This is a genomic window from Streptomyces sp. NRRL S-378 (genome assembly GCF_000720645.1).
Classification (GTDB): Bacteria; Actinomycetota; Actinomycetes; order Streptomycetales; family Streptomycetaceae; genus Streptomyces.
The window spans coordinates 1-22,295 of sequence record NZ_JOBX01000025.1 but is presented as its reverse complement, the minus strand read 5'-3'; the positions used below and the strand labels follow the sequence as shown (position 1 = coordinate 22,295).

The following is a 22,295-nucleotide window of genomic DNA, read 5'->3' as shown; positions in this document are numbered from 1 at the left end:
CCCCTGGAGGTTCGAGGCTTGAGTGGAGCCCCCCACTATGCCGCTGCCGCCTTGGACGACACAGCCCGGGTCAGCGGTTCCTTTTGCTCACATCTTGAGTACCAAGGATCTTGCGTCCACCCGTGATCCGTCGCCGTCACCGTCGTTGGTACGTACGGGGGATGGGGGGAGCGTCGGTGTCCGAAGGGCAATCCGTAAGCGCAGTCAGTGTGGGAGGAGCGACACTCGTGGCTTTCACCGAGCCGGCCGGGGCGGCGGCGGCCGCGACGCAGCCCCCGCCGCGAGCGACGCCCCAAGTGCCGCTGCAGGGCGCCCGCGCAGCAGGTCACGACGGCATCCTGCGCCGGCAGGCGCAGCGGGAGTCCGCCGCCCGGACCTATGCCCGGTCCCTGCCCATCGTCCCGGTGCGGGCCCGCGGACTGACCATCGAGGGGGCCGACGGCCGGCGTTACCTCGACTGTCTTTCCGGCGCCGGCACGCTCGCGCTCGGACACAACCATCCCGTGGTGCTGGAAGCCGTCCGCGGTGTCCTGGACTCGGGTGCGCCGCTCCACGTGCTGGACCTCGCGACACCGGTCAAGGACGCCTTCACCACCGAACTGTTCGCCAACCTGCCTCCGGCGCTGGCCGCCGACGCGCGGATCCAGTTCTGCGGGCCCGCCGGCACGGACGCCGTGGAAGCCGCCCTGAAACTGGTCCGCACCGCGACCGGGCGATCCGGACTGCTCGCCTTCACCGGGGCGTACCACGGCATGACCGCCGGAGCCCTGGAAGCCTCGGGAGGTGCTGCCGAGACCCGGGTGACCCGGCTTCCCTACCCGCAGGACTTCCGCTGCCCGTTCGGCGTCGGGGGCCCGGAGGGAGCCGAACTCGCCGCGCGCTGGACGGAGAACCTGCTCGACGACCCCAAGGGCGGGATCCCCCTCCCCGCGGGCCTGATCGTCGAACCCGTCCAGGGCGAGGGCGGGGTCAACCCCGCCCCGGACGGCTGGCTGCGCCGCATGCGCGAGATCACCGAGTCGAGGGAGATCCCCCTCATCGCCGACGAGGTGCAGACGGGCGTCGGGCGGACCGGGGCCTTCTGGGGCGTCGACCACGCCGGGGTGGTGCCCGACGTGATGGTCCTGTCCAAGGCCATCGGAGGCAGCCTGCCCCTCGCGGTGATCGTGTACCGGTCGGGCCTGGACGTATGGACCCCCGGCGCCCACGCCGGAACCTTCCGCGGCAACCAGCTCGCCATGGCCGCCGGCACCGCCACGCTCGCCTTCGTCCGCGAGAACCGGCTCGCGGAACGCGCCGCCGTCCTCGGCGACCGGATGCTGGCGGCCCTGCACGGTCTGGCTTCCGGCCACCCCTGCATCGGGGACGTCCGGGGCCGGGGCCTGATGATCGGCCTCGAACTCGTCGATCCCGATACCGGAGCCGCCGCACCGGCCCTCGCCGCGGCCGTCCGCCAGGAGTGCCTGGAGCGCGGCCTGATCGTCGAACTCGGCGGCCGCCACGGAGCCGTAGTACGCCTGCTCCCACCGCTGACCCTGACCGACGAGCAGGCCGCGGCGGTCCTCGACCGCCTGGCCGACGCCATCCCGGCCGCCACCCGCCGGACCCGCTGACCTGCCACCCGAGGACCCGCGATGCCCGAGCCGCACCAGTCCACCCCGACCACTCCCATCAGCACTCCCGTCACCCCGACGCCACCGATCCGGCCCAACCCCCTTCCGCGCACCCCGCCTTCCGCCGTCTCCCTGCCCGCCGCCCTCGAATGGCAGGCGCCCCCGCAGCCGCAGGCACGGCCGGAGCAGCCACAGACACAGCCGCAGCCCGACCCGGTCCGCACGGCCCTCCCGCGTCCCGAGCCCGCAGCCGCCGCCCCGGGGCAGCCGTCACCGGACCCCGGCCCCGCACCCGCGGCGGCCGCCACCAGCCCCGTACGGGACCCTGCTCCGCCGCGGCCGGCGCCCGGGCCCGTCCCGGTCACCGGCACACCGGCATCGCCGGGCCCCACCACGCCGTGGGGCACGGAGCACGTTCAGGCGGCGGATCCGGATCCCGGCCCGGCCGACCCCCACATCCCCTCGGCCGATCCGGCCCCCGGACACCGCTCCGATGCCGCCGCCCCCACCGACGGGCACACCACCGAGCACCCCCCGGGCCAGGAGACCGCACCCGGCGCACGGTCCCCGCAGTCCGGCGCGGCCGACGCCGGGGCGACCGCCACCGTGCCCCGCCAGAAGGACGGCACCCCCAGAGCGCGCACCGGCCGGCCGGGCTTCATCCGACCGGAGCCGATCGCCGCCCCCGACCCGCTGGACGACCCCGACCCGGCCCGCGCCGCCGAGGCCGCGGCGGTGGAGAACCTGCTCCGGTGCTGGGTCCGCGAATCCGGACTCCACCGCCCCGACGGCCCCACCGGGAGCCCGCTGCGCATCCCCCTTCCCGCGTCCGGCACCGCCGTGCTGGTCGGCGTACGCCACTGGTCCCACGCGGGCTGGCACCGCTTCGGCCCCGCCCGCCTCGAAGGCACGGCCCCCACCGCGCCCTGCCTGGACGCCGTCACCCTTGCCGCACTCATCGCCCGCGAGGGCGCGGGCGACGGCCGCGGCAGGGCCGATCTCGTCGGCCGGGTCGCCGACTCGGTGCGCCGTACCACCGAGTTCATCGCCGACCGGCGAGAGCGCCCCATCGCCCCGGCCCCCGCCTGCGCGGACCGCTTCCTCACCGCCGAACAGTCGCTCCTGCTCGGTCACCCCCTCCAGCCCGACCCGAAGAGCCGTGAAGGACTCTCCGAGACCGAAGCCCGTCGTTACTCACCCGAGCTCCACGGCTCCTTCCCCCTGCACTGGTTCGCGGTCGCCCCTTCCGCGCTCGCCACCGAATCCGCCTGGACCGAGCGCGGCCGCCCCGTCTCCGCACCGCAACTCCTCGGCCGGCTCGCCCCCGGACTCCCGCTGCCCGATGGCACCACCCCCCTCCCCCTGCACCCCTGGCAGGCCCGAGACCTCCTCCAACGCCCCTCCGTCACCGCCCTCTGCGACGCAGGACTCCTGCACGACCTGGGCCCGCACGGCGAGGCCTGGTACCCGACCTCTTCCGTCCGCACCGTCCACCGGCCCGGCGTCCCCGCGATGCTCAAGCTCTCCCTGGGCCTGCGCATCACCAACTCCCGCCGCGAGAACCTCCGCAAGGAACTCCACCGCGGCGTCGAGGTGCACCGGCTGCTCCGCACCGGCCTCGCCGAGCAGTGGCAGGCGGCCCACCCCGGCTTCGACATCGTCCGCGACCCGGCCTGGGTGGCCGTGGACGCTCCGGACGGCACCCCCGTCCCCGGCCTCGACGCCCTGCTCCGTCACAACCCCTTCCGCTCGGGCGACGACGCCGTCTGCATCGCCGCGCTCACCTCCCCCCGCCCATGGCCCGGCCGGACCACCATGAGCTCCCGTCTCGCCGAGATCGTCACCGGTCTCGCCTCCGCCACCGGACACACCACCTCAGCCGTCGCCGCCGAGTGGTTCCTGCGCTACCTCGACCACGTGGTCCTTCCGGTCCTCGCCTTCGACGCCCTCGCCGGCATCGCCCTCGAAGCGCACCAGCAGAACACGCTGGTCCTCCTCGACCCGGCCGGCTGGCCGGCCGGCGGCCGTTACCGCGACAACCAGGGCTACTACTTCCGCGCATCCCGCCGCGCGGAACTGGAGCAGAGGCTCCCCGGCATCGGCAGCCGTAGCGACACCTTCGTCTCCGACTCCGTGACCGACGAGCGCTTCGCCTACTACCTCGGCATCAACAACGTGCTCGGCCTGATCGGTGCCTTCGGCTCCCAGCGCCTCGCCGACGAGCGCGTCCTCCTCGCCGCCTTCCGCCGCTTCCTCGCCAAGGCCGCGGGCCTCGGCCCGCTCCCCACCCGGCTGCTCGACTCGCCCACCCTGCGCTGCAAGGCGAACCTGCTCACCCGCCTGGGCGGCCTCGACGAGCTGGTCGGCCCCGTCGACACCCAGTCCGTCTACGTCACCATCACCAACCCCCTTCACGATTGACGCGTCGGCGCCCGACGCGGAGGAGATCCCCCGATGCGCCTCACGGACACCGCCGCCGTTTCAGCCGGACCCCGTCCCAACGCCCCGGACGACGCCGCTGCCTTCGACGCCCTCGGCCTCGTGCAGCCCACCGCCGGGACACGTCTCAACGCCGACCTGCTGCCCCTGCTCGCCGAGGCCGACCTGCTGGATTCCCCGGCCACCTGGGGCAGCGTCACCACCCGGGCCGGAGTTTTCCGCCTCGAACCCGTACGGCCGGGCCGAGACCTGCAACTCCTCACCCGCTGGATGAACGACCCCGAGGTGGCCGCCTACTGGGAACTCGACGGGCCCGCCGAGATCACCGCTGCCCACCTGCGGTCCCAGCTCGACGGCGACGGCGAGAGCATCCCCTGCCTCGGCCTCCTCGACGGCACACCGATGAGCTACTGGGAGATCTACCGGGCCGACCTCGACCCGCTCTCCCGGCACTACCCGGCGCGCCCCCACGACACGGGTATCCACCTGCTCATCGGAGACGGCACGAACCGCGGCCGCGGGCTGGGCACGGCTCTGCTCCGCGCCGTCGCCGACCTGGTCCTCGGCAACCGTCCCCGCTGCACACGCGTCGTCGCGGAACCGGACATCCGCAACACCCCCTCCGTCTCGGCCTTCCTCAGCTCAGGCTTCCGCTGCCATGCGGAAATCGACCTCCCCGAGAAGCGCGCCGCCCTGATGGTCCGGGAGCGGGCCCTGCGCAATCTCCTCTGATCGCCGCACCCGCACGCCCCGACCGTCGTCGTCGCTCGCACCTCTCCCTTCGAAAACTCTGCGCCGCGCAGCAAAGTTCCCGATCTTCGAGGAGTCTCGTGCCGAACTTCCCAGCAGCCCCCGACCCGACGGATCCCGTCCTGCCGCCGTCGCCGCAGCACCTCTGCACGCCGCCCGAACTCACCCTGCCGACCTGGGACTTCGCCGCCCGCCGGCTCCTCGCCAAGATGCTCGCCGAATTCGCCTACGAGGAGATCATCCGCCCCGTTCCCGCCCCGGCTGCCGCCGGAGACGCCTGGACCCTGACCCTCGACGACGGCAGCAGCCTCGGCTTCCGGGCCCGCCGCCGCGTGTACGGCAGCTGGCACGTCGCACCGGACACCATCACGCTCACGCCGCCCCCACCCGCACCGGCCACCCCGACCTCCTTCGGGGACCCGTACGACTTCCTCGTCCGCGCCCGCACCCTCCTCGGCCTCGACGGAGCCACCCTCGGCCACCTCGTCCGCGAGCTCAGCACCACCCTCGCCGCCGACGCCCGGCTCGACCACACCGCCCTCACCGCCGACGTTCTCGCCGACCTGGACTACGCAGCCCTCGAAGGCCACCAGACCGGCCACCCCTGGCTCGTCCTCAACAAGGGCCGGATCGGACTGTCCGCCTCCGACACCACGGCCTGGGCCCCCGAGGCCCGCACCCGCCAGTGCCTGCCCTGGCTCGCCGCCCACACCTCGCTGGCCACCTACCGCGGCACCGCCGGCCTGCAGGACCCTGCCCGGCTCTACTCCGCCGAGCTCGACCCGGCCACCCGCGCGGCCTTCGACCAGACCCTCCGCGACCGCGGCGTTGACCCGCTGCACTACCTCTACTTCCCCGTGCACCCCTGGCAGTGGGACGAGGTCGTCGTCCCCCTCTTCGCTCCGGCGCTCGCCTCGGGAGACCTCGTCCCGCTCCCCGCCGATCCGGACGTCCGCCTGCCCCAGCAGTCGATCCGTACCTTCCTCAACCTCAGCCGCCCGGACCGGCACAGCGTCAAGCTCCCACTCTCCGTCTTCAACACCATGGTCTGGCGCGGGCTGCCCTCCGACCTCGCCCTCGCGGCCCCCGCCGTCACCGCCTGGATCCACTCCCTCCGCGACGACGACCCCTTCCTGCGCGACGAATGCCGGGTCGTCCTGCTCGGGGAGGTCGCCTCCGTCACCGTCCGCCACCCCGTGTACGACCGGCTCCCCGAGGTCCCGTACCAGTACAAGGAACTCCTCGGCGCGATCTGGCGCGAGCCCCTCACCGGTCTCCTGGAGGCGGGGGAACGTGCCCGCACCCTCGCCTCACTGCTCCACACAGACCCCCGCGGCCGGTCCTTCACCGCCGAACTGGTCGCCCGCTCCGGCCTGACACCCACCGTCTGGCTCCAGCGGCTCTTCGCGGCCGTCCTGCCCCCACTGCTCCACTTCCTGTACCGCTACGGCACCGTCTTCTCGCCGCACGGCGAGAACGTCGTCGTGATCTTCGACGAGCACGACGTCCCGGTCCGGCTGGCGGTCAAGGACTTCGTGGACGACGTCAACATCACTGACGAGCCGCTGCCGGAGCTGGCCTCCGTGCCCGACGAGGTCCGGGCCGTCCTCCTCACCGAGCCCGCCGACTTCCTGCCGCAGTTCATCCACTCCGGACTGTTCATCGGAGTCTTCCGCTATCTGTCGGCCCTGTGCGAGGCCCGCCTCGACGTCCCGGAGGGCGATTTCTGGTCGCTCGTGAGGGCCGAGATCATGCGCCACCAGGCGCGCTTCCCCGAGCTCAAGGAGCGCTACGAGCTCTTCGACCTGCTCGGCGAGCGCATCGCGCGGCTGTGCCTGAACAGGAACCGGCTCTACGAGGACGGCTACCGCGACCGCCCCGATCGCCCGCACGCCGTGCAGTACGGCACCGTGCCCAACCCCCTCCACCGGCCATGAATCCCCGTCGGTGTGCGCCCGCTGTCAGCGGGGCCCCGTAGGGTTGGCAGTGCTATGACGAAGCCCTCCCTCCCCGACCTGCTGCACGCCGCCGTCTCCGCCGTCGGCGGTACGGAGCGCCCCGGCCAGGTGGCCATGGCCGAAGCCGTCGCCGAAGCGATCGACGACAACTCCCACCGGCTCATCCAGGCGGGAACCGGCACCGGTAAGTCCCTCGGCTACCTGGTGCCGGCCCTCGCCCACGGCGAGCGCGTGGTCGTGGCCACCGCGACCCTCGCCCTCCAGCGGCAGCTCGTCGAGCGTGACCTGCCCCGGACGGTGGAGGCCCTGCACCCGCAGCTGCGCCGCCGGCCCCAGTTCGCCATGCTCAAGGGCCGGTCGAACTACCTCTGCCTGCACCGCCTGCACGAGGGCGCCCCGCAGGACGAGGAGGAAGGCCTCTTCGACCAGTTCGAGGCGGCCACCCCCACGAGCAAGCTCGGGCAGGACCTGCTCCGCCTGCGCGACTGGGCCGACGAGACGGAGACCGGCGACCGCGACGACCTGACGCCGGGCGTGTCCGACAAGGCCTGGTCGCAGATCTCCGTCTCCTCCCGAGAGTGCCTGGGCGCGACGAAGTGCGCGTACGGAGCCGAGTGCTTCGCCGAGGCGGCGCGCGAGCGGGCCAAGCTCGCGGACGTTGTCGTCACCAACCACGCGCTGCTCGCCATCGACGCCATCGAGGGCGCTCCGGTGCTGCCGCAGCACGAGGTGCTGATCGTGGACGAGGCCCACGAGCTGGTCTCCAGGGTGACCGGGGTCGCCACCGGCGAACTGACCCCCGGCCAGGTCAACCGGGCAGTGAAGCGCTCCGCCAAGCTGGTCGACGAGAAGATCGCGGACGCCCTGCAGACCGCCTCCGAAACCTTCGAACGCGTCATGGAGCTGGCGCTCCCGGGCCGCCTGGAGGAGATCCCCGAGGACCTCGGCTACGCCCTGATGTCCCTGCGGGACGCCTCACGCAATGTGATCTCGGCGATCGGGGCCACCCGGGACAAGTCCGTCCACGACGAGGACGCGGTTCGCAAGCAGGCCCTGGCGGCGGTGGAGAACGTCCACTCGGTGGCGGAGCGGATCACGAACGGCTCCGAGTACGACGTCGTCTGGTACGAGCGCCACGACCGCTTCGGCGCCAGCCTCCGTGTCGCCCCGCTGTCGGTGTCGGGTCTGCTGCGCGAGAAGCTCTTCGAGGACCGTTCGGTGGTGCTCACCTCCGCCACGTTGAAGATCGGCGGCGACTTCAACGGCGTCGCCGCGTCCCTGGGGCTGTCCCCGGAGGGCGTCGAAGGGGACGACGTGCCCCTGTGGAAGGGCCTGGACGTCGGCTCGCCCTTCGACTACCCGAAGCAGGGCATCCTCTACGTCGCCAAGCACCTGGCCACGCCGGGCCGGGAAGGCACCCGCGGCGACATGATGGACGAGCTCGCCGAGCTGATCGAGGCGGCGGGCGGCCGCACCCTCGGGCTGTTCTCCTCCATGCGCGGTGCCAAGGCGGCCGCCGAGGAGCTGCGCGGCCGGCTCGACCATCCGATCCTGCTCCAGGGCGAGGAGACGCTCGGCGAGCTGATCAAGACCTTTGCCGCCGACCCGAAGACCTGCCTGTTCGGGACGCTCTCGCTGTGGCAGGGCGTGGACGTGCCAGGCCCCAGCTGCCAGCTGGTGATCATGGACCGGATCCCCTTCCCGCGCCCAGACGACCCGCTGATGAGCGCCCGCCAGAAGTCGGTGGAGGAGCACGGGGGCAACGGGTTCATGGCCGTAGCCGCCACGCACGCCGCCCTGCTGATGGCCCAGGGCGCGGGCCGGCTCGTACGGGCCTCGGGTGACCGGGGCGTCGTCGCGGTCCTGGATCCCCGCCTGGCCACGGCCCGGTACGGGAGCTTCCTGCGGGCCACGCTGCCGGACTTCTGGTACACCAACGACCGCAACCAGGTCCGCCGCTCGCTGGCCGCGATCGACGCCGCCGCCCAGGCGGACGGCAAGTAGGTCCTCGGAAGCAGAGGCGATCGGCCGCCGGGAACAGAACAACCCCCGGGACCGGCGCAGTGGGTCCCGGGGGCTGGCTAGGGAGGGGCGGGGTCAGACGCGGCGCAGGACTGCGACGACCTTGCCGAGGATGGTCGCCTCGTCGCCGGGGATCGGCTGGTAGGCGGCGTTGTGCGGGAGGAGCCAGACGTGGCCGTCCTCGCGCTTGAAGCGCTTGACGGTGGCTTCGCCGTCCAGCATCGCGGCGACGATGTCGCCGTTCTCCGCGACGGGCTGGCGACGGACCGTGACCCAGTCGCCGTCGCAGATGGCGGCCTCGATCATCGAGTCGCCGACGACCTTGAGAACGAAGAGCTCCCCGTCGCCGACGAGCTGGCGAGGGAGCGGGAAGACGTCCTCCACCGACTCCTCGGCGAGGATCGGGCCGCCGGCCGCGATCCGGCCGACCAGGGGAACGTAGGAGGCCGCGGGCTTGCCGGTGGTGTCCGTGGGCTGCGAGCTGGGCTGGTCCGAGCCGCGCACCTCGTAGGCCCGGGGCCGGTGCGGGTCGCGGCGGAGGAAGCCCTTGCGCTCCAGGGCCATCAGCTGGTGCGCCACCGACGACGTGCTGGACAGGCCGACGGCCTGGCCGATCTCGCGCATCGACGGCGGGTAACCCCGGCGCTGCACGGAGTCGCGAATGACCTCGATGACCCTCCGCTGCCGGTCCGTGAGCCCGGAGCTGTCGGCGCGGATGCCTGGAGGTCGACCTGGCAGCGAGCGCGCGGGACGTACGGCGGCGTCCGCATCCGGATTCAGGTTTGCGTCGTTCATGGCATGCACCGGCTCGAGTCGGCTCTGGGAGCGGTTCTGGGCAGTGATGGCGGCGGCACTGTCTGCGGTGGTGGTCACGTCGGCCCCTCTCGAAATGTTCTCCCTAGCTGGACAACGGTAGTTGCTTTCGAAAGGTTGCGCCAAACACACGTTCGAGTGAAAAATCGGAGATCGCCCTGCGTGGGTAAAACGCGGGGTGTATAGGAGACGGATCGACGAACGCGGGTTCGGTCCGGCTTCCGTTGCTTACGGTACCCTTCCCGGTCGGGTCGCGGCCGTGCGGCCCCTGTGCCCAGTGTGGCACCGGGAGGGCTCGTATCCGGCTATCGGACGCTGCGACACGCAGAGGCGTCCAAATCCACCGCAACCCAAGATCTAGTGGTTGGATGAGCGCGGCCACCCAGAAGTTGTGGTCCCTGGGTCCGCTGAGACCTCCGGGATCGCATATGCTTGTGGCTGCTCCGCGAGCCCCCGACAGAGTCCGTCTCTGTCGTTCAGCGACTCCGTGGGGTGATTCAGTCGTGCCAAGAAGGAGGGTGAGGGAACCATGCACTGCCCCTTCTGCAGGCACCCCGACAGCCGCGTCGTCGACAGCCGCACCACGGACGACGGCACGTCGATCCGCCGGCGCCGTCAGTGCCCCGACTGCTCCCGTCGCTTCACGACGGTGGAGACGGCCTCGCTGATGGTGATCAAGCGCAGCGGGGTGACCGAACCCTTCAGCCGTACCAAGGTCATCTCCGGCGTGCGCAAGGCGTGCCAGGGGCGGCCGGTCACCGAGGACGCCCTCGCCAAGCTCGGCCAGCGGGTCGAGGAGGCGGTGCGCGCCACCGGGAGCGCCGAGCTGACCACCCACGACGTGGGTCTGGCCATACTCGGCCCGTTGCAGGAGCTCGACCTGGTCGCGTACCTGCGGTTCGCGTCCGTCTACAAAGCGTTCGACACCCTCGAGGACTTCGAGACCGCCATCGCGGAACTCCGCGAACGGCGGCCTCGCCCTGAAGAGTGCGAGCACGGCGGGACCGGTTCGGTCCCCGTGCCCGCCTCCGCCGCCGACTGACCGGGCTGCCCGCGGCTCGGTACTCGTACACCGGGTCGCGGCCGGTCGGCCGCGCGAAGAGACGTAGATACAGAGACACAGCATTGTGCCGCGGAATATCGCTGGCACTTTAGGGCGTTTTTGCCCGCATATGGGAGGCAGCGGCATGACAGAGACGGCGAGCAGCTCGGCACGTGGTTCCCGCGCCAAGGGAACCAAGGCTGCCAAGGGCGGCCTGCGTATCGAGCGCATCCACACCACCCCCGGCGTGCACCCTTACGACGAGGTGAACTGGGAACGCCGTGACGTCGTCATGACCAACTGGCGCGACGGCTCGGTCAACTTCGAGCAGCGCGGCGTCGAGTTCCCCGACTTCTGGTCGGTGAACGCGGTCAACATCGTCACCAGCAAGTACTTCCGCGGCGCGGTCGGCACCCCGCAGCGCGAGACCGGTCTGAAGCAGCTGATCGACCGGATCGTGAAGACGTACACGAAGGCCGGCGAGGACCACGACTACTTCTCGTCGCCCGCCGACGTGGAGATCTTCGAGCACGAGCTGACCTACGCCCTCCTGCACCAGATCTTCAGCTTCAACTCCCCGGTGTGGTTCAACGTCGGCACGCCCCAGCCGCAGCAGGTCTCCGCCTGCTTCATCCTGTCCGTCGACGACTCCATGGAGTCGATCCTCGACTGGTACAAGGAAGAGGGCATGATCTTCAAGGGCGGCTCCGGCGCCGGCCTGAACCTCTCCCGCATCCGCTCCTCCAAGGAGCTCCTCTCCTCCGGCGGCAACGCCTCCGGCCCGGTCTCCTTCATGCGCGGCGCCGACGCGTCCGCGGGAACGATCAAGTCGGGCGGCGCCACCCGCCGCGCGGCCAAGATGGTCGTCCTGGACGTGGACCACCCGGACGTCGAGGCCTTCATCGAGACCAAGGTGAAGGAGGAGGAGAAGATCCGCGCCCTGCGCGACGCGGGCTTCGACATGGACCTGGGCGGCGAGGACATCACGTCCGTCCAGTACCAGAACGCCAACAACTCCGTCCGCGTGAACGACGAGTTCATGACGGCCGTCGAGAACGGCACCGAGTTCGGCCTGCGGGCCCGTATGACCGGCGAGGTCATCGAAACGGTCGACGCCAAGGCGCTCTTCCGCAAGCTCGCCGAGGCCGCGTGGGCCTGCGCCGACCCGGGCATCCAGTACGACGGTGTGATCAACAACTGGCACACCTGCCCCGAGTCCGGCCGCATCACCGCGTCCAACCCGTGCAGCGAGTACATGCACCTGGACAACACGTCCTGCAACCTCGCCTCGCTCAACCTCATGAAGTTCCTGAACGACGACGGCAAGGGCAACCAGTCCTTCGACGCCGAGCGCTTCGCCAAGGTCGTCGAGCTCGTCATCACCGCGATGGACATCTCCATCTGCTTCGCGGACTTCCCCACGCAGAAGATCGGCGAGAACACCCGCGCCTTCCGCCAGCTGGGCATCGGCTACGCCAACCTCGGCGCCCTGCTGATGGCCACCGGCCACGCGTACGACTCCGACGGCGGCCGCACCCTCGCCGCCTCGATCACCTCGCTGATGACCGGCACCGCCTACAAGCGCTCCGCGGAGCTGGCCGCCATCGTCGGCCCGTACGACGGCTACGCCCGCAACGCCGAGGCGCACAACCGCGTCATGAAGCAGCACGCCGACGCCAACGCCGTCGCCCCGCGTACCGAGGACCTGGACAACTCGATCTGGGCCGCGGCCACCGAGGCCTGGCAGGACGTCCTCCGTCTCGGCGAGAAGAACGGCTTCCGCAACTCCCAGGCCTCCGTCCTCGCGCCGACCGGCACCATCGGTCTCGCGATGTCCTGCGACACCACCGGTGTCGAGCCGGACCTGGCCCTGGTCAAGTTCAAGAAGCTCGTCGGCGGCGGCTCGATGCAGATCGTCAACGGCACCGTCCCGCAGGCCCTGCGCCGCATGGGCTACCAGGAGGAGCAGATCGAGGCGATCGTCGCCCACATCGCCGAGCACGGCAATGTCGTCGACGCCCCCGGTCTGAAGACCGAGCACTACGAGGTCTTCGACTGCGCCATGGGTGAGCGCTCCATCTCCCCGATGGGTCACGTCCGCATGATGGCCGCGATCCAGCCCTGGATCTCCGGCGCGATCTCGAAGACGGTCAACATGCCGGAGTCGGCGACCGTCGAGGAGATCGAGGAGATCTACTTCGAGGCGTGGAAGCTCGGCGTCAAGGCGCTCGCGATCTACCGCGACAACTGCAAGGTCGGCCAGCCCCTCTCCGCCAAGAAGAAGGAGGAGGAGAAGGAGGAGGTCACCGCCAAGACGGAGGAGACCATCCGCGCCGCCGTCGAGAAGGTCATCGAGTACCGCCCCGTCCGCAAGCGCCTCCCGAAGGGCCGCCCGGGCATCACCACCTCCTTCACGGTGGGCGGCGCCGAGGGCTACATGACCGCGAACTCCTACCCGGACGACGGTCTGGGCGAGGTCTTCCTGAAGATGTCCAAGCAGGGCTCGACCCTCGCGGGCATGATGGACGCCTTCTCGATCGCCGTCTCGGTCGGCCTCCAGTACGGCGTGCCGCTGGAGACCTACGTCTCGAAGTTCACGAACATGCGCTTCGAGCCGGCCGGCATGACGGACGACCCGGACGTGCGGATGGCGCAGTCGATCGTCGACTACATCTTCCGTCGCCTGGCGCTGGACTTCCTGCCCTTCGAGACCCGCTCGGCCCTCGGCATCCACACCGCCGAGGAGCGTCAGCGCCACCTGGAGACCGGCTCCTACGAGCCGCTCGAGGAGGAGGTGGACACCGAGGCGCTGGCCCAGTCGGCCCCGCTCGCCGCGGTGCCGTCGGCGCCGAAGCCGGCCCCGGCCGCCGTCCCGGCCCCGGACCGGAAGACGGCCCACAGCAGCGCCGAACTGGTCGAGATGCAGCTCGGTGTCTCCGCGGACGCCCCGCTCTGCTTCTCCTGCGGTACGAAGATGCAGCGCGCCGGCTCCTGCTACATCTGCGAGGGCTGCGGCTCCACCAGCGGCTGCAGCTGACACCGGGCGGAGCAGTCCGCGCGGCTGGCTGATCCACGGTTCACGAAGGGGACCGGCCCATGGCCGGTCCCCTTCGCGCGTTCGCCGTCAGTGGGGGAAACGGCGGGCGGGGCGGGTGACGAGATCCTCACGGAACTCCGCGATCCGGGAGTGGACCTGCCGCATCAGGTGGGTGTCCTCGATGAGGTCCAGGTAGAGGCAGCGCGCGGCGAGGCCCGGCAGGTCGAAGGCGAAGCACAGTGACATCAGGGGGTTCACGAAGAGTTCGCCGCCACTGGTGCGGGCGGTGAACCGGACATCGCCGAAGGCCCCCCGGACGGCCGCGGCGATCGACCCGTTGACGATGCTGGGCCGCTCCGGGGTCCTGTCCTGGGCGTGGGCCACAGCGTCGAGGTAGAGCGCGCCCTCGCGGGTGGCGCGCGGTACGGAGAACGCGCCGAGGTAGGCGCCCTCGCGCTCCAGCGCGGCGATGTTCTCCAGCACCAGGGCGTGGCTGACCCCGTGGTAGGCGTCCACGCCGAAGCCGACCGACACGACGAGGCGCTCCGGTACGTCGTCCAGCGCGGCCAGCGCCGCGACGCTGGTCATGTCCTCCTCCGGGGTGCCGAGGCCCGCTTCGTCACCCCGCATCAGGATGTCGGTGCCGCCGTCGGCCAGGACGATCGCGTCGATGCGGTGGAGGTCCACCAGGGCGCGGTAGGCGGCGCGCAGCGGCTGCACCCCGGTCCGCGGGAAGGCGTAGACGGTGGAGGGGTAGCCGTGCGTCCTCAGCCACTGGGCCAGCGTCCGCTCCGGGAAATAGGCCTGGTGGGGTGCGGTCTCCGGCGTGACGGCGGCGACGTCGGGGGCCGCCCAGGCTTCCGGGGGCAGTCCCGCGAGGTGGCTGAAGGAGAGGTTCGCCAGGTGGACCTCCTTGCCCTGGTGCAGGAGGGAGAGGGCGACAGGAAGGCCGGCGTAGATGTCGAAACCGCCGCCCGCGCCCGCCACGAGGATGCGTTCGGCACCGTCGAGGCGGGCGAAGAGCGGGTTGGTGTGCAGGGCGGTCATGGCGATCATTGTGCGGGGCGCGGACGTGCCCCCGCCCGGGATTTCCGGGTCGTGCGAGGAACGAACGCAGCGGGGGGACAGGGGAGATGGGGTTCATGTGGAGTGGTGACGACCTGGACCTGGACGCCTACCTGGAGCGGATCGGCCTTCGGGAGGTTTCCGGGGCTCCGGGGGAACTCCGGGCGGACCTCGCCACGTTGTACGCAGTGCACCGGGCCCATACCGCCGCCATCACCTTCGAGAGCCTGGACGTCCTGCTCGGCCGCCCCGTCGCGCTGGACGTCAGGTCGCTCGAGGAGAAGCTCGTGCACGGCCGCCGAGGCGGATACTGCTACGAGCAGAACTCGCTGCTGGCCGCCGCCCTGGAGCGGATCGGCTACGAGGTCACCGGGCGCGGTGCCCGCAACCGCACCCGCGGGGACTCCCTGCTCGCGGTGACCCATGCGGTCCTCGTCGTCACGGTCGACGGCGAGGAGTGGCTGTGCGATGCCGGGTTCGGCCACCAGGGGCCCCGCGAGCCGGTTCCGCTGGGATGTCCCGGTGCCGACGTGGAGCAGGGGAGGTGGACGTACCGCATCCGCGCGGAGGAGGACGGGGTCCTCGTGCTGTGCCTCCTGCGCGGCGACACCTGGCGGGACCTGTACGCCTTCTCCCCGCAGCGGTACCACCCCGTCGACTACGTCGTGCTCAACCACTACAGCTCCGGCCACCCCCACTCCTCCTTCGTCGGCCGGGTCATCGTCCAGCGCCCGGGCGACGACGTCCGCCGGGCGCTCGTGGGGCGGGAACTGGCCCTGCTGCACCCCGACGGGAGGACCGAGCGGCGGCTCGTCGCCCCGCACGAGCTCCTCACCGTGCTCGACCAGGAGTTCGGTCTTCGGCTGCCTGATCGGGAAGCGGAAGAACTGGTGGGGATGTACCTCGCCGGGGACTGACCGGGGCCGCGCCCGGCCCGTACGATGGCGCAGTGCTGGTCAAGTGGATTCGCTGCACGGTGACGGACCGACGCGGGTTCGAGCGGGGGCAGCGAAAATGGGCGGGGCTGCCGGGCGAGCCGGGATTCCGGGGGCAGGGCGGCGGCTGGAGCAGAGGCCGGCAGGGGGTCGCGCATGTCTTCGCGTTCTGGGAGAGCCGTTCCTTCTACGACTCCTTCATGGCGCGCTCGCACGACAGACTGGCCGCCGCGCAGCACGGCACCTACACCGACCGGCGCGTCACGCTCTTCGACCACCGCTTCGACGTGAAGACCGGCTTCGAGCCGCGCTTCACCGATGCCGACGTCGTCCGGGTCGCGCACACCCGGGTCCGGGAGGGCAGGGTCGACCACTTCGCCCTCATGCAGGAGAAGGTGTGGAACCCGGCCATGGCGGGTTCGCCCGGCATGGTCCGGGGCCTCTTCGGGGAGGCGCCGGGCCGTGAGTTCCTGGTCCTCTCCATGTGGCACGCCGCCGCCGAGCACGGCAAGTACCGGCAGGAGCGGGTCGAGCGGCTTTCCCTGCGCGCCCAGATCCAGGCCGACGTCGAAGCCCTCACCGGTGACGTCGTCGACCTGGAACCGTCCTGGACGGTGTGACCGTACGACAAGCACCAGGCCGACCGGCGTGCCCGGTCGGCCGGCCCGGCCGTGGCCGAATAGGGTCGGGGGATGGTTCGACCACGGCGCATCGTCCTTGTCCGACACGGGGAATCGGAGGGAAACGCCGACGACACGGTGTACGAGAGGGAACCCGACCACGCCCTGCGGCTGACCCGGAAGGGCCGCGAGCAGGCCGCGGCGGCCGGAGTCCGGCTGCGCGAGGTCTTCGGCGACGAGACCATCAGCGCGTACGTCTCCCCTTACCGGCGGACCCTTCAGACCTTCCGCGAGCTCAGGCTCGACCCCACACGCGTCCGGATGCGCGAGGAGCCGCGGCTGCGCGAGCAGGACTGGGGCAACTGGCAGGACCGGGCGGACGTACAACTCCAGAAGGCGTACCGGGACGCGTACGGGCACTTCTTCTACCGGTTCGCGCAGGGCGAGTCGGGGGCCGACGTGTACGACCGGGTCGGGTCCTTCCTGGAGAGCCTCTACCGCAGTTTCGAGGCCCCGGACCATCCCCAGAACGTGCTGCTGGTGACGCACGGGCTGACGATGCGGCTGTTCTGCATGCGCTGGTTCCACTGGTCGGTGGCCGAGTTCGAGGCGCTGTCCAATCCGGGTAACGGCGATTTCCGGATGCTCCTGCTGGGCCCCGATGGCCGGTACCGGATGGACCGCCCGTTTGAGCGGTGGACCACACCTGAGCCTTATGACCTGGACGGCTAGAGTGACCCGCGATGACGCCTGACTCCACTCCCGAACGGCGCTATGCACGCGCCATGGCCAGCCTCCGAGGGCTGGCACTGGGTGATGCCCTCGGCTCCCAGTACTTCGTCCCCGTGAACTACCCGCTGCTCAAGCGGCGCGAGCTGCCCGCCGGCACCGAGACATGGCAGTGGACCGACGACACCGAGATGGCCTGCTCGGTGGTGGCCGTGCTGGCTTCGCACGGGCGGATCGACCAGGACGCGCTCGCCAGTTCCTTCGCCCACCACCACGACTTCGACCGGGGCTACGGCCCGGCCGTGAACCGGATGCTGCGTCTGGTGCGGGAGGGCCAGGACTGGCGCACGCTGGCCGCCGAACTGTTCAACGGGCAGGGCTCTTGGGGCAACGGCGCCGCCATGCGGATCGCACCCCTGGGCGCCTGGTACGCCGACGACCCGGAGCAGGCCACGCACCAGGCGGAGATCTCCGCCTACACGACCCATCAGCACCGTGAGGCCGTCTGCGGGGCGATGGCCGTCGCCGCCGCGGCCGCGCTGGCCGCGGGTACGGACGCCCCGCCGAAGGCTGCCGATCTGCTGGACGGGGTGATCGCGCTCGTCCCCCGCAGCGCGGTCGGCGCCGGGCTGCGGCGTGCCCGGGACATGCTGGACTACGGCGACGCGACCACCGTCGCCGCCGTGCTGGGCTGCGGCCGGCGCACGAGCGCCCACGACACCGTGCCCTTCGCCCTCTGGTCCGCGGCGCGGGCACTGGACGACTACGAGCGGGCGTTCTGGACCACCGCCCAGGTGGGCGGGGACGTCGACACGACCTGCGCGATCGTCGGCGGAGTGCTGGGCGCGCGCGGAGACGCCGTGCTGCCGGCCGAGTGGCTGGCGCGCACCGAGGCGCTTCCGGCCTGGGTGCCGCCGACGCCCGCCTAGGGGTGTCCGGCGGATCAGGGCAGGGCTCTGCGCGTGGTGAGGGTCTGCCTTCCGACTTGATTGTCACGGTCCTGCCACAGCATGCTTTTGATCCTGTTCAAAACCACTGGTCGGCTGCCTAACCTGTCCTCATCGCCGCCCCCACCTGAACGCCGGGGGCGGCCGACAGGGGAGGGGACCCGATGTCAGAGAACACCGGCGGGGCGGACGAGGCCCAGCCGAAGGCGGCCGACGCAGAGGCCACGACAGGGGGTTCGCCCACACAGCCGGCTCCGGCCGGGAACTCGCCCGCCGAGGCGGCCGGGCCCCGGCCGGGCGCGCCCACCGGCCGGCCGGGCTGGCAGCCGCACCACCACCCGCAGCAGCCGCGCCCCTGGGGACCACCGCCGCCGCAGCAGCCCGCCAAGCCCTCCTGGGCCACGGTGGTGCGCCCGGCCGAGGCCGCTCCCATCCGGACCGCGACCCTCGTCGCCGTGCTCGCCTCCGGCCTCGCCGCCGCGCTGCTCCTGGCCGACGGCGTGGGCCCCGGACTGCTGCTCGCGGTGGTGCCCGCCGTCGTCGCCGCGTACGCCGCCGCCCGCGTGGCGGGCCGTACGGCCCGGCCGTGGACCCTCGCCTGGGTGCTCGGCTGCCTCGCGCTCCTCGCCGTACCCGCCCTGCGCGACTCGGCCTGGCCGTCCACCCTGGCGGTCCTGGCCGCCGTACTGCTGGGCGCGCTCGCCCTCCACGGCAGCCGCACCTGGCCCGGGGTCTTCCTCAGCCCGCTCGGGTTCGCCGACTCCACCGTGTCCGGCATCGCCTGGGTGCTGAAGGGACTGCGCTCGCGAGGAGGAATCGGCAAGGACCGCTGGCTGCCCGTCGTCAAGGCGACGGCCGTGGCCGTGGCGCTGCTCGTGCTCTTCGGCACGCTGTTCGCCTCCGCAGACGCGGCCTTCGCCGACCTCCTCGGCGGCCTCGTGCCCGACGTGTCGGTCGAGGACGGGCCCATCCGGTTCATGCTCTTCGTCCTCGGCGTGGTGATCGCGGTCGCGGCGGCCCGCACGGCGGCCGCCCCGCTGCGCTGGGACCGTATCCAGGTCGCGCCGGGCAAGCCGCGCTCCCGGATCGAATGGGCCCTTCCGCTCGTGGTGCTCAACCTGCTCTTCGCCGGGTTCAACGCCGTCCAGGCGACCGTCCTGTTCGGCGGCTACGACAAGGTCCTGGAGAGCACCGGCCTCACTTACGCCGAGTACGCCCGCCAGGGATTCTGGCAGCTGCTCTGGGCCACCCTGCTCACCCTCGCGGTGATCGCGCTCGCCCTGCGCTGGGCCCCGCGTTCCGGGGCGGGCGACCGGCGCCTCGTCCGTGTCGTCCTCGGACTCCTGTGCGCGCTGACGCTCGTCGTGGTCGCCGCCGCCCTGCGCCGCATGGACCTCTACGTGGACGCGTACGGGCTGACGAGGCTGCGCGTCTCGGTGGCCGCCATGGAGCTGTGGCTCGGGCTGGTCATCGTACTGATCATGGCGGCCGGGGTGTTCGGCGCGCGCTGGCTGCCCCGCGCGGTCGCCGGAAGTGCCGCCGCCGCGGTCCTGGCCTTCGGTCTGCTGTCCCCGGACGGGATGGTCGCCGAGCGGAACGTGGCCCGCTTCGAGAAGGACCAGAAGATCGACCTGGCCTACTTCCAGTCCCTGTCGGCGGACGCCGTTCCCGCGCTGGACCGGCTGCCCGAGCCCCAGCGGTCCTGCGCCCTGCGCGGGATCAACGACGACATGTCCCGGTCGGGCGACGTCCCTTGGTACGCGATGAGCATGGGCGAGTACCGGGCCCGGGAGATCCTTCGCGAGCGTCCCGTGACGGCGTCGTACGAGGTCTGCTCCCGCCTGGGCACCTTCGCCAGCCGCATGGAGTACGGAGGCCGGCGCAGCAGCGGGTACCGGGCCGGGCGCGGGGTGGATCCCCGCGCCCGGCCCGCCCGTACGCGCAGGAGCCCTCAGGCGGCGGGGCCCGCCTTGGCAGCGGCTCCGGCCAGGGCCTCCAGGTCGCTCTTGCGCACGCGGATCACCAGCAGGGCCGTGGCCAGGGCGAGGCCGGCCATGGCCACGGCCGCCATGAACGAGGTGGAGATGCCCTGGGCGAGGACGAGGTCCCCCCAGGGATCCGGCAGCCGTCCGGTCTCCTGGAAGGCGGCGGCGGCCGCGGGATCCGCCTGGGCCAGGAAGGCCGGGACCTGTTGCGTGGCCTCCTCGCGGCTGGCCGTGCCGAAGACGGTGACCAGGATGGACAGGCCGAGGGAGCCGCCGACCTGCTGGCTGGCGTTCAGCAGCCCGGAGGCCGCACCGGCCTCCTTCGGGTCCACCCCGGAGACGGCGGTGAGGGTCAGCGTCACGAAGTTGAGGCCCATGCCGAAGCCGAACAGGAGCATCGGTCCGAGCACGCCGGACAGGTACGAACTGTCGGTCCGCAGCAGGGTCAGCCAGGCCAGGCCGGTGCCGGTGAGCGCGGACCCGACGACCATGAAGGGCTTGGGGCCGAAGCGCGGCAGGAAACGCTGGGAGAGGCCGGCGGCGGTGACGATGGCGACCGTGACCGGCAGGAATCCGAGCCCCGACCGGATGGGGGAGAAGCCCAGCACGTTCTGTACGAACTGGACGATGAAGAAGAACATGCCGAACATGGCCGCGGCGAGGCCGAGCATGATGACGTAGCTGCCGGTGCGGTTGCGGTCGGCGAACATGCGCAGCGGGATGATCGGTTCGCGGGCGCGGGACTCGATGACGACGAACAGTGCCAGCAGCACCAGGGCCGCGGTGAACGAACCGACGGTGAGCCGGTCGCGCCAGCCCTCCTCCGAGGCGCGGATGAAGCCGTAGACCAGCGAGGCCATGCCGCCCGTGGAGGTGAGGGCCCCGGCGATGTCGAAACGGCCGGGGTGGCGCTCGGACTCGCTGATGTAGAGCGGGGTGAGCACCGCGATCAGCACGCCGATCGGCACGTTGACGAAGAGCACCCAGCGCCAGTCGAGCCACTCGGTCAGCATCCCGCCCGCCAGCAGGCCGATCGCGCCGCCGCCCGCGGAGACGGCGGCGAACACCCCGAACGCCCGGTTCCGCTCGGGGCCTTCGGGGAAGGTCGTCGTGATCAGGGCGAGCGAGGTCGGGGAGGCGATCGCGCCGCCCACCCCCTGCAGGGCGCGGGCGGCGAGCAGCTGCCACGGCTCCTCGGCGAAGCCGCCGAGGAGGGAGGCCAGGGTGAAGAGAAGGATCCCGGCCAGGAAGACCCGGCGCCGGCCGAGGATGTCGCCGGCCCGGCCGCCGAGCAGCAGCAGTCCGCCGAAGGTGAGGGTGTAGGCGCTGAGGACCCAGGAGAGGTCGGTGGTGCTGAAGTCGAGAGCGGTCTGGATGTGCGGGAGCGCGATGTTCACGATGGTCGCGTCGAGGACGACCATGAGCTGGCAGGCGGCGATGACGGCGAGGGCCACGCCGGGGCGTCCCTCCCGGCGCGCCGCGCCCGGTATCCGGGGCGCGGCGAGTTGAGAGCTTGTCACTGAGGATCCCCCCAAAGTGAAATAGTGAACGTTGTCGTTCACTACGGCGTCCACGGTAGGAGCCGGCCTTAGTGAACGCAAGCGTTCACTAAGGCCGAAAATGCATGCGGCGGCTCCTCGGGCCGGTCGGAGGGTGGAGAGATGGTGGGTTCGCGCTGGTCATCGGCGCCGCCGGGGCGCAGGCGGGGTCCCGAACTCGAACGGGCGATTCTCGACGCGGCGTTGGAGCAGCTGAGCACGGTCGGATGGAACGCGCTCACCATGGAGGGCGTCGCCGCCGGAGCGCAGACCGGCAAGGCCGCCCTCTACCGGCGCTGGCCCTCGAAGGCGGATCTCGTGGCCGAGGCGCTGCGGACCGGTCTGCCGGGGATCGGTGAGATTCCCGACTCCGGCTCGATCCGTGAGGACCTCCATCTGCTGTGCGTGCGGGCGAGGGACGTCATGTACTCGCGTGCCGGACAGGCTCTCTGGTCGGTGCTTCACGAATGCGATCACAAGACGGCGGAGCGGTTCCACGGGGTCATCTGGTCCGGGCTGCAGGAGCCCGCCCAGCGCCTGATCAGGGAGCTTGTGCTGCGCGGAATCGAGCGGGGGGACGTGAGGCCGGACGCCACTGGTCCGTTTGTCGTGGATGTCATTCCGGCCATGCTGATGTACCGGGCCAAGGTGTGCGGTAGTGAATGGGTGGAGGGTGACATCGCCGAGTTGATCGACGAGGTCATGGTGCCGCTGCTCAGGGTGTGAGACGGGAGGGGGCGGCCGGGGGTCCGGTGGGCCGGGGCCCGTGGCCGGTCCCGTGCCGGTCGGGGCGGGGCGGGGG

At 71.6% G+C, this 22,295-nt stretch carries 15 protein-coding genes and 1 pseudogene; 13 read left to right on the top strand and 3 right to left on the bottom strand.

What is annotated here, in order from left to right:
• Positions 1-227: 227 nt before the first annotated feature.
• The 5 genes from IH80_RS0119180 to IH80_RS0119160 all read left to right on the top strand — a co-directional run bounded on the left by IH80_RS0119180 (position 228) and on the right by IH80_RS0119160 (position 8,764).
• A complete protein-coding gene (locus IH80_RS0119180; protein ID WP_420708810.1) occupies positions 228-1,613 on the top strand; it encodes a diaminobutyrate--2-oxoglutarate transaminase family protein in 1,386 nt (461 codons plus the stop codon).
• A 21-nt stretch (positions 1,614-1,634) separates the two neighbouring features.
• On the top strand, positions 1,635-4,034 hold the full coding sequence (locus IH80_RS0119175) for an IucA/IucC family protein (RefSeq protein WP_078906620.1): 2,400 nt from the start codon (positions 1,635-1,637) through the stop codon (positions 4,032-4,034).
• A 33-nt stretch (positions 4,035-4,067) separates the two neighbouring features.
• Positions 4,068-4,784, top strand: coding sequence for a GNAT family N-acetyltransferase (locus IH80_RS0119170; protein WP_078906619.1), 717 nt, complete (start codon positions 4,068-4,070; stop codon positions 4,782-4,784).
• A 98-nt stretch (positions 4,785-4,882) separates the two neighbouring features.
• Positions 4,883-6,739: an IucA/IucC family protein gene (locus IH80_RS0119165; RefSeq protein ID WP_030961948.1), complete on the top strand. Its 1,857-nt coding sequence runs from the start codon at positions 4,883-4,885 to the stop codon at positions 6,737-6,739.
• Positions 6,740-6,793: 54 nt separating this feature from the next.
• Positions 6,794-8,764 (top strand): ATP-dependent DNA helicase, encoded by a 1,971-nt coding sequence (locus IH80_RS0119160; RefSeq protein ID WP_030961947.1) that lies wholly within the window; start codon positions 6,794-6,796, stop codon positions 8,762-8,764.
• A gap of 93 nt (positions 8,765-8,857) precedes the next feature.
• On the opposite strand, the gene lexA is transcribed toward IH80_RS0119160, so the two are convergent.
• Positions 8,858-9,655: a transcriptional repressor LexA gene (gene lexA, locus IH80_RS0119155; protein ID WP_030961945.1), complete on the bottom strand. Its 798-nt coding sequence runs from the start codon at positions 9,653-9,655 to the stop codon at positions 8,858-8,860.
• Between the two features lie 469 nt (positions 9,656-10,124).
• Here lexA and nrdR point away from each other — a divergent pair, with 469 nt between their 5' ends.
• Positions 10,125-10,637, top strand: a complete 513-nt coding sequence (gene nrdR / locus IH80_RS0119150) for a transcriptional regulator NrdR (RefSeq protein ID WP_030961943.1) — start codon at positions 10,125-10,127, stop codon at positions 10,635-10,637.
• A gap of 145 nt (positions 10,638-10,782) precedes the next feature.
• Positions 10,783-13,674 (top strand): vitamin B12-dependent ribonucleotide reductase, encoded by a 2,892-nt coding sequence (locus IH80_RS0119145; protein WP_030961942.1) that lies wholly within the window; start codon positions 10,783-10,785, stop codon positions 13,672-13,674.
• An 87-nt stretch (positions 13,675-13,761) separates the two neighbouring features.
• On the opposite strand, the gene IH80_RS0119140 is transcribed toward IH80_RS0119145, so the two are convergent.
• On the bottom strand, positions 13,762-14,721 hold the full coding sequence (locus IH80_RS0119140; protein ID WP_030961941.1) for a DUF1152 domain-containing protein: 960 nt from the start codon (positions 14,719-14,721) through the stop codon (positions 13,762-13,764).
• A gap of 95 nt (positions 14,722-14,816) precedes the next feature.
• Between IH80_RS0119140 and IH80_RS0119135 the strand changes: the two genes are divergently transcribed.
• The 5 genes and pseudogenes from IH80_RS0119135 to IH80_RS42435 all read left to right on the top strand — a co-directional run.
• Entirely contained in the window at positions 14,817-15,656 is an 840-nt protein-coding gene (locus tag IH80_RS0119135) for an arylamine N-acetyltransferase family protein (RefSeq protein WP_030961939.1), read from the top strand.
• 32 nt (positions 15,657-15,688) lie between these two features.
• Complete coding sequence (locus tag IH80_RS0119130) at positions 15,689-16,294, top strand: YdbC family protein (protein WP_030961938.1); 606 nt, start codon at positions 15,689-15,691, stop codon at positions 16,292-16,294.
• A gap of 72 nt (positions 16,295-16,366) precedes the next feature.
• Positions 16,367-17,026: a histidine phosphatase family protein gene (locus IH80_RS0119125; RefSeq protein ID WP_030961937.1), complete on the top strand. Its 660-nt coding sequence runs from the start codon at positions 16,367-16,369 to the stop codon at positions 17,024-17,026.
• Positions 17,027-17,037: 11 nt separating this feature from the next.
• Positions 17,038-17,952, top strand: coding sequence for an ADP-ribosylglycohydrolase family protein (locus tag IH80_RS0119120; RefSeq protein WP_030961936.1), 915 nt, complete (start codon positions 17,038-17,040; stop codon positions 17,950-17,952).
• A 182-nt stretch (positions 17,953-18,134) separates the two neighbouring features.
• A pseudogene (locus tag IH80_RS42435) lies at positions 18,135-19,841 on the top strand (DUF4173 domain-containing protein); the annotation flags it as partial.
• Between the two features lie 80 nt (positions 19,842-19,921).
• On the opposite strand, the gene IH80_RS0119100 reads toward IH80_RS42435, so the two are convergent.
• Entirely contained in the window at positions 19,922-21,475 is a 1,554-nt protein-coding gene (locus IH80_RS0119100; protein ID WP_030961932.1) for an MFS transporter, read from the bottom strand.
• A gap of 141 nt (positions 21,476-21,616) precedes the next feature.
• Between IH80_RS0119100 and IH80_RS0119095 the strand changes: the two genes are divergently transcribed.
• Positions 21,617-22,219 carry a TetR/AcrR family transcriptional regulator gene (locus IH80_RS0119095; protein WP_030961930.1) on the top strand — a complete coding sequence of 201 codons (603 nt, stop codon included), beginning with the start codon at positions 21,617-21,619 and terminating at the stop codon, positions 22,217-22,219.
• The last annotated feature ends 76 nt before the right edge of the window (positions 22,220-22,295 follow it).

Excerpts from the sequence above, each read along its gene's own strand:
- IH80_RS0119175 (WP_078906620.1), top strand. The coding sequence starts at position 1,635 with ATGCCCGAGCCGCACCAGTCCACCCCGACCACTCCCATCAGCACTCCC.
- IH80_RS0119170 (WP_078906619.1), top strand. The coding sequence starts at position 4,068 with ATGCGCCTCACGGACACCGCCGCCGTTTCAGCCGGACCCCGTCCCAAC.
- IH80_RS0119160 (WP_030961947.1), top strand. The coding sequence starts at position 6,794 with ATGACGAAGCCCTCCCTCCCCGACCTGCTGCACGCCGCCGTCTCCGCC.
- nrdR (WP_030961943.1), top strand. The coding sequence starts at position 10,125 with ATGCACTGCCCCTTCTGCAGGCACCCCGACAGCCGCGTCGTCGACAGC.
- IH80_RS0119145 (WP_030961942.1), top strand. The coding sequence starts at position 10,783 with ATGACAGAGACGGCGAGCAGCTCGGCACGTGGTTCCCGCGCCAAGGGA.
- IH80_RS0119140 (WP_030961941.1), bottom strand. The coding sequence starts at position 14,721 with ATGACCGCCCTGCACACCAACCCGCTCTTCGCCCGCCTCGACGGTGCC.
- IH80_RS0119135 (WP_030961939.1), top strand. The coding sequence starts at position 14,817 with ATGTGGAGTGGTGACGACCTGGACCTGGACGCCTACCTGGAGCGGATC.
- IH80_RS0119125 (WP_030961937.1), top strand. The coding sequence starts at position 16,367 with ATGGTTCGACCACGGCGCATCGTCCTTGTCCGACACGGGGAATCGGAG.
- IH80_RS0119120 (WP_030961936.1), top strand. The coding sequence starts at position 17,038 with ATGACGCCTGACTCCACTCCCGAACGGCGCTATGCACGCGCCATGGCC.
- IH80_RS0119095 (WP_030961930.1), top strand. The coding sequence starts at position 21,617 with ATGGTGGGTTCGCGCTGGTCATCGGCGCCGCCGGGGCGCAGGCGGGGT.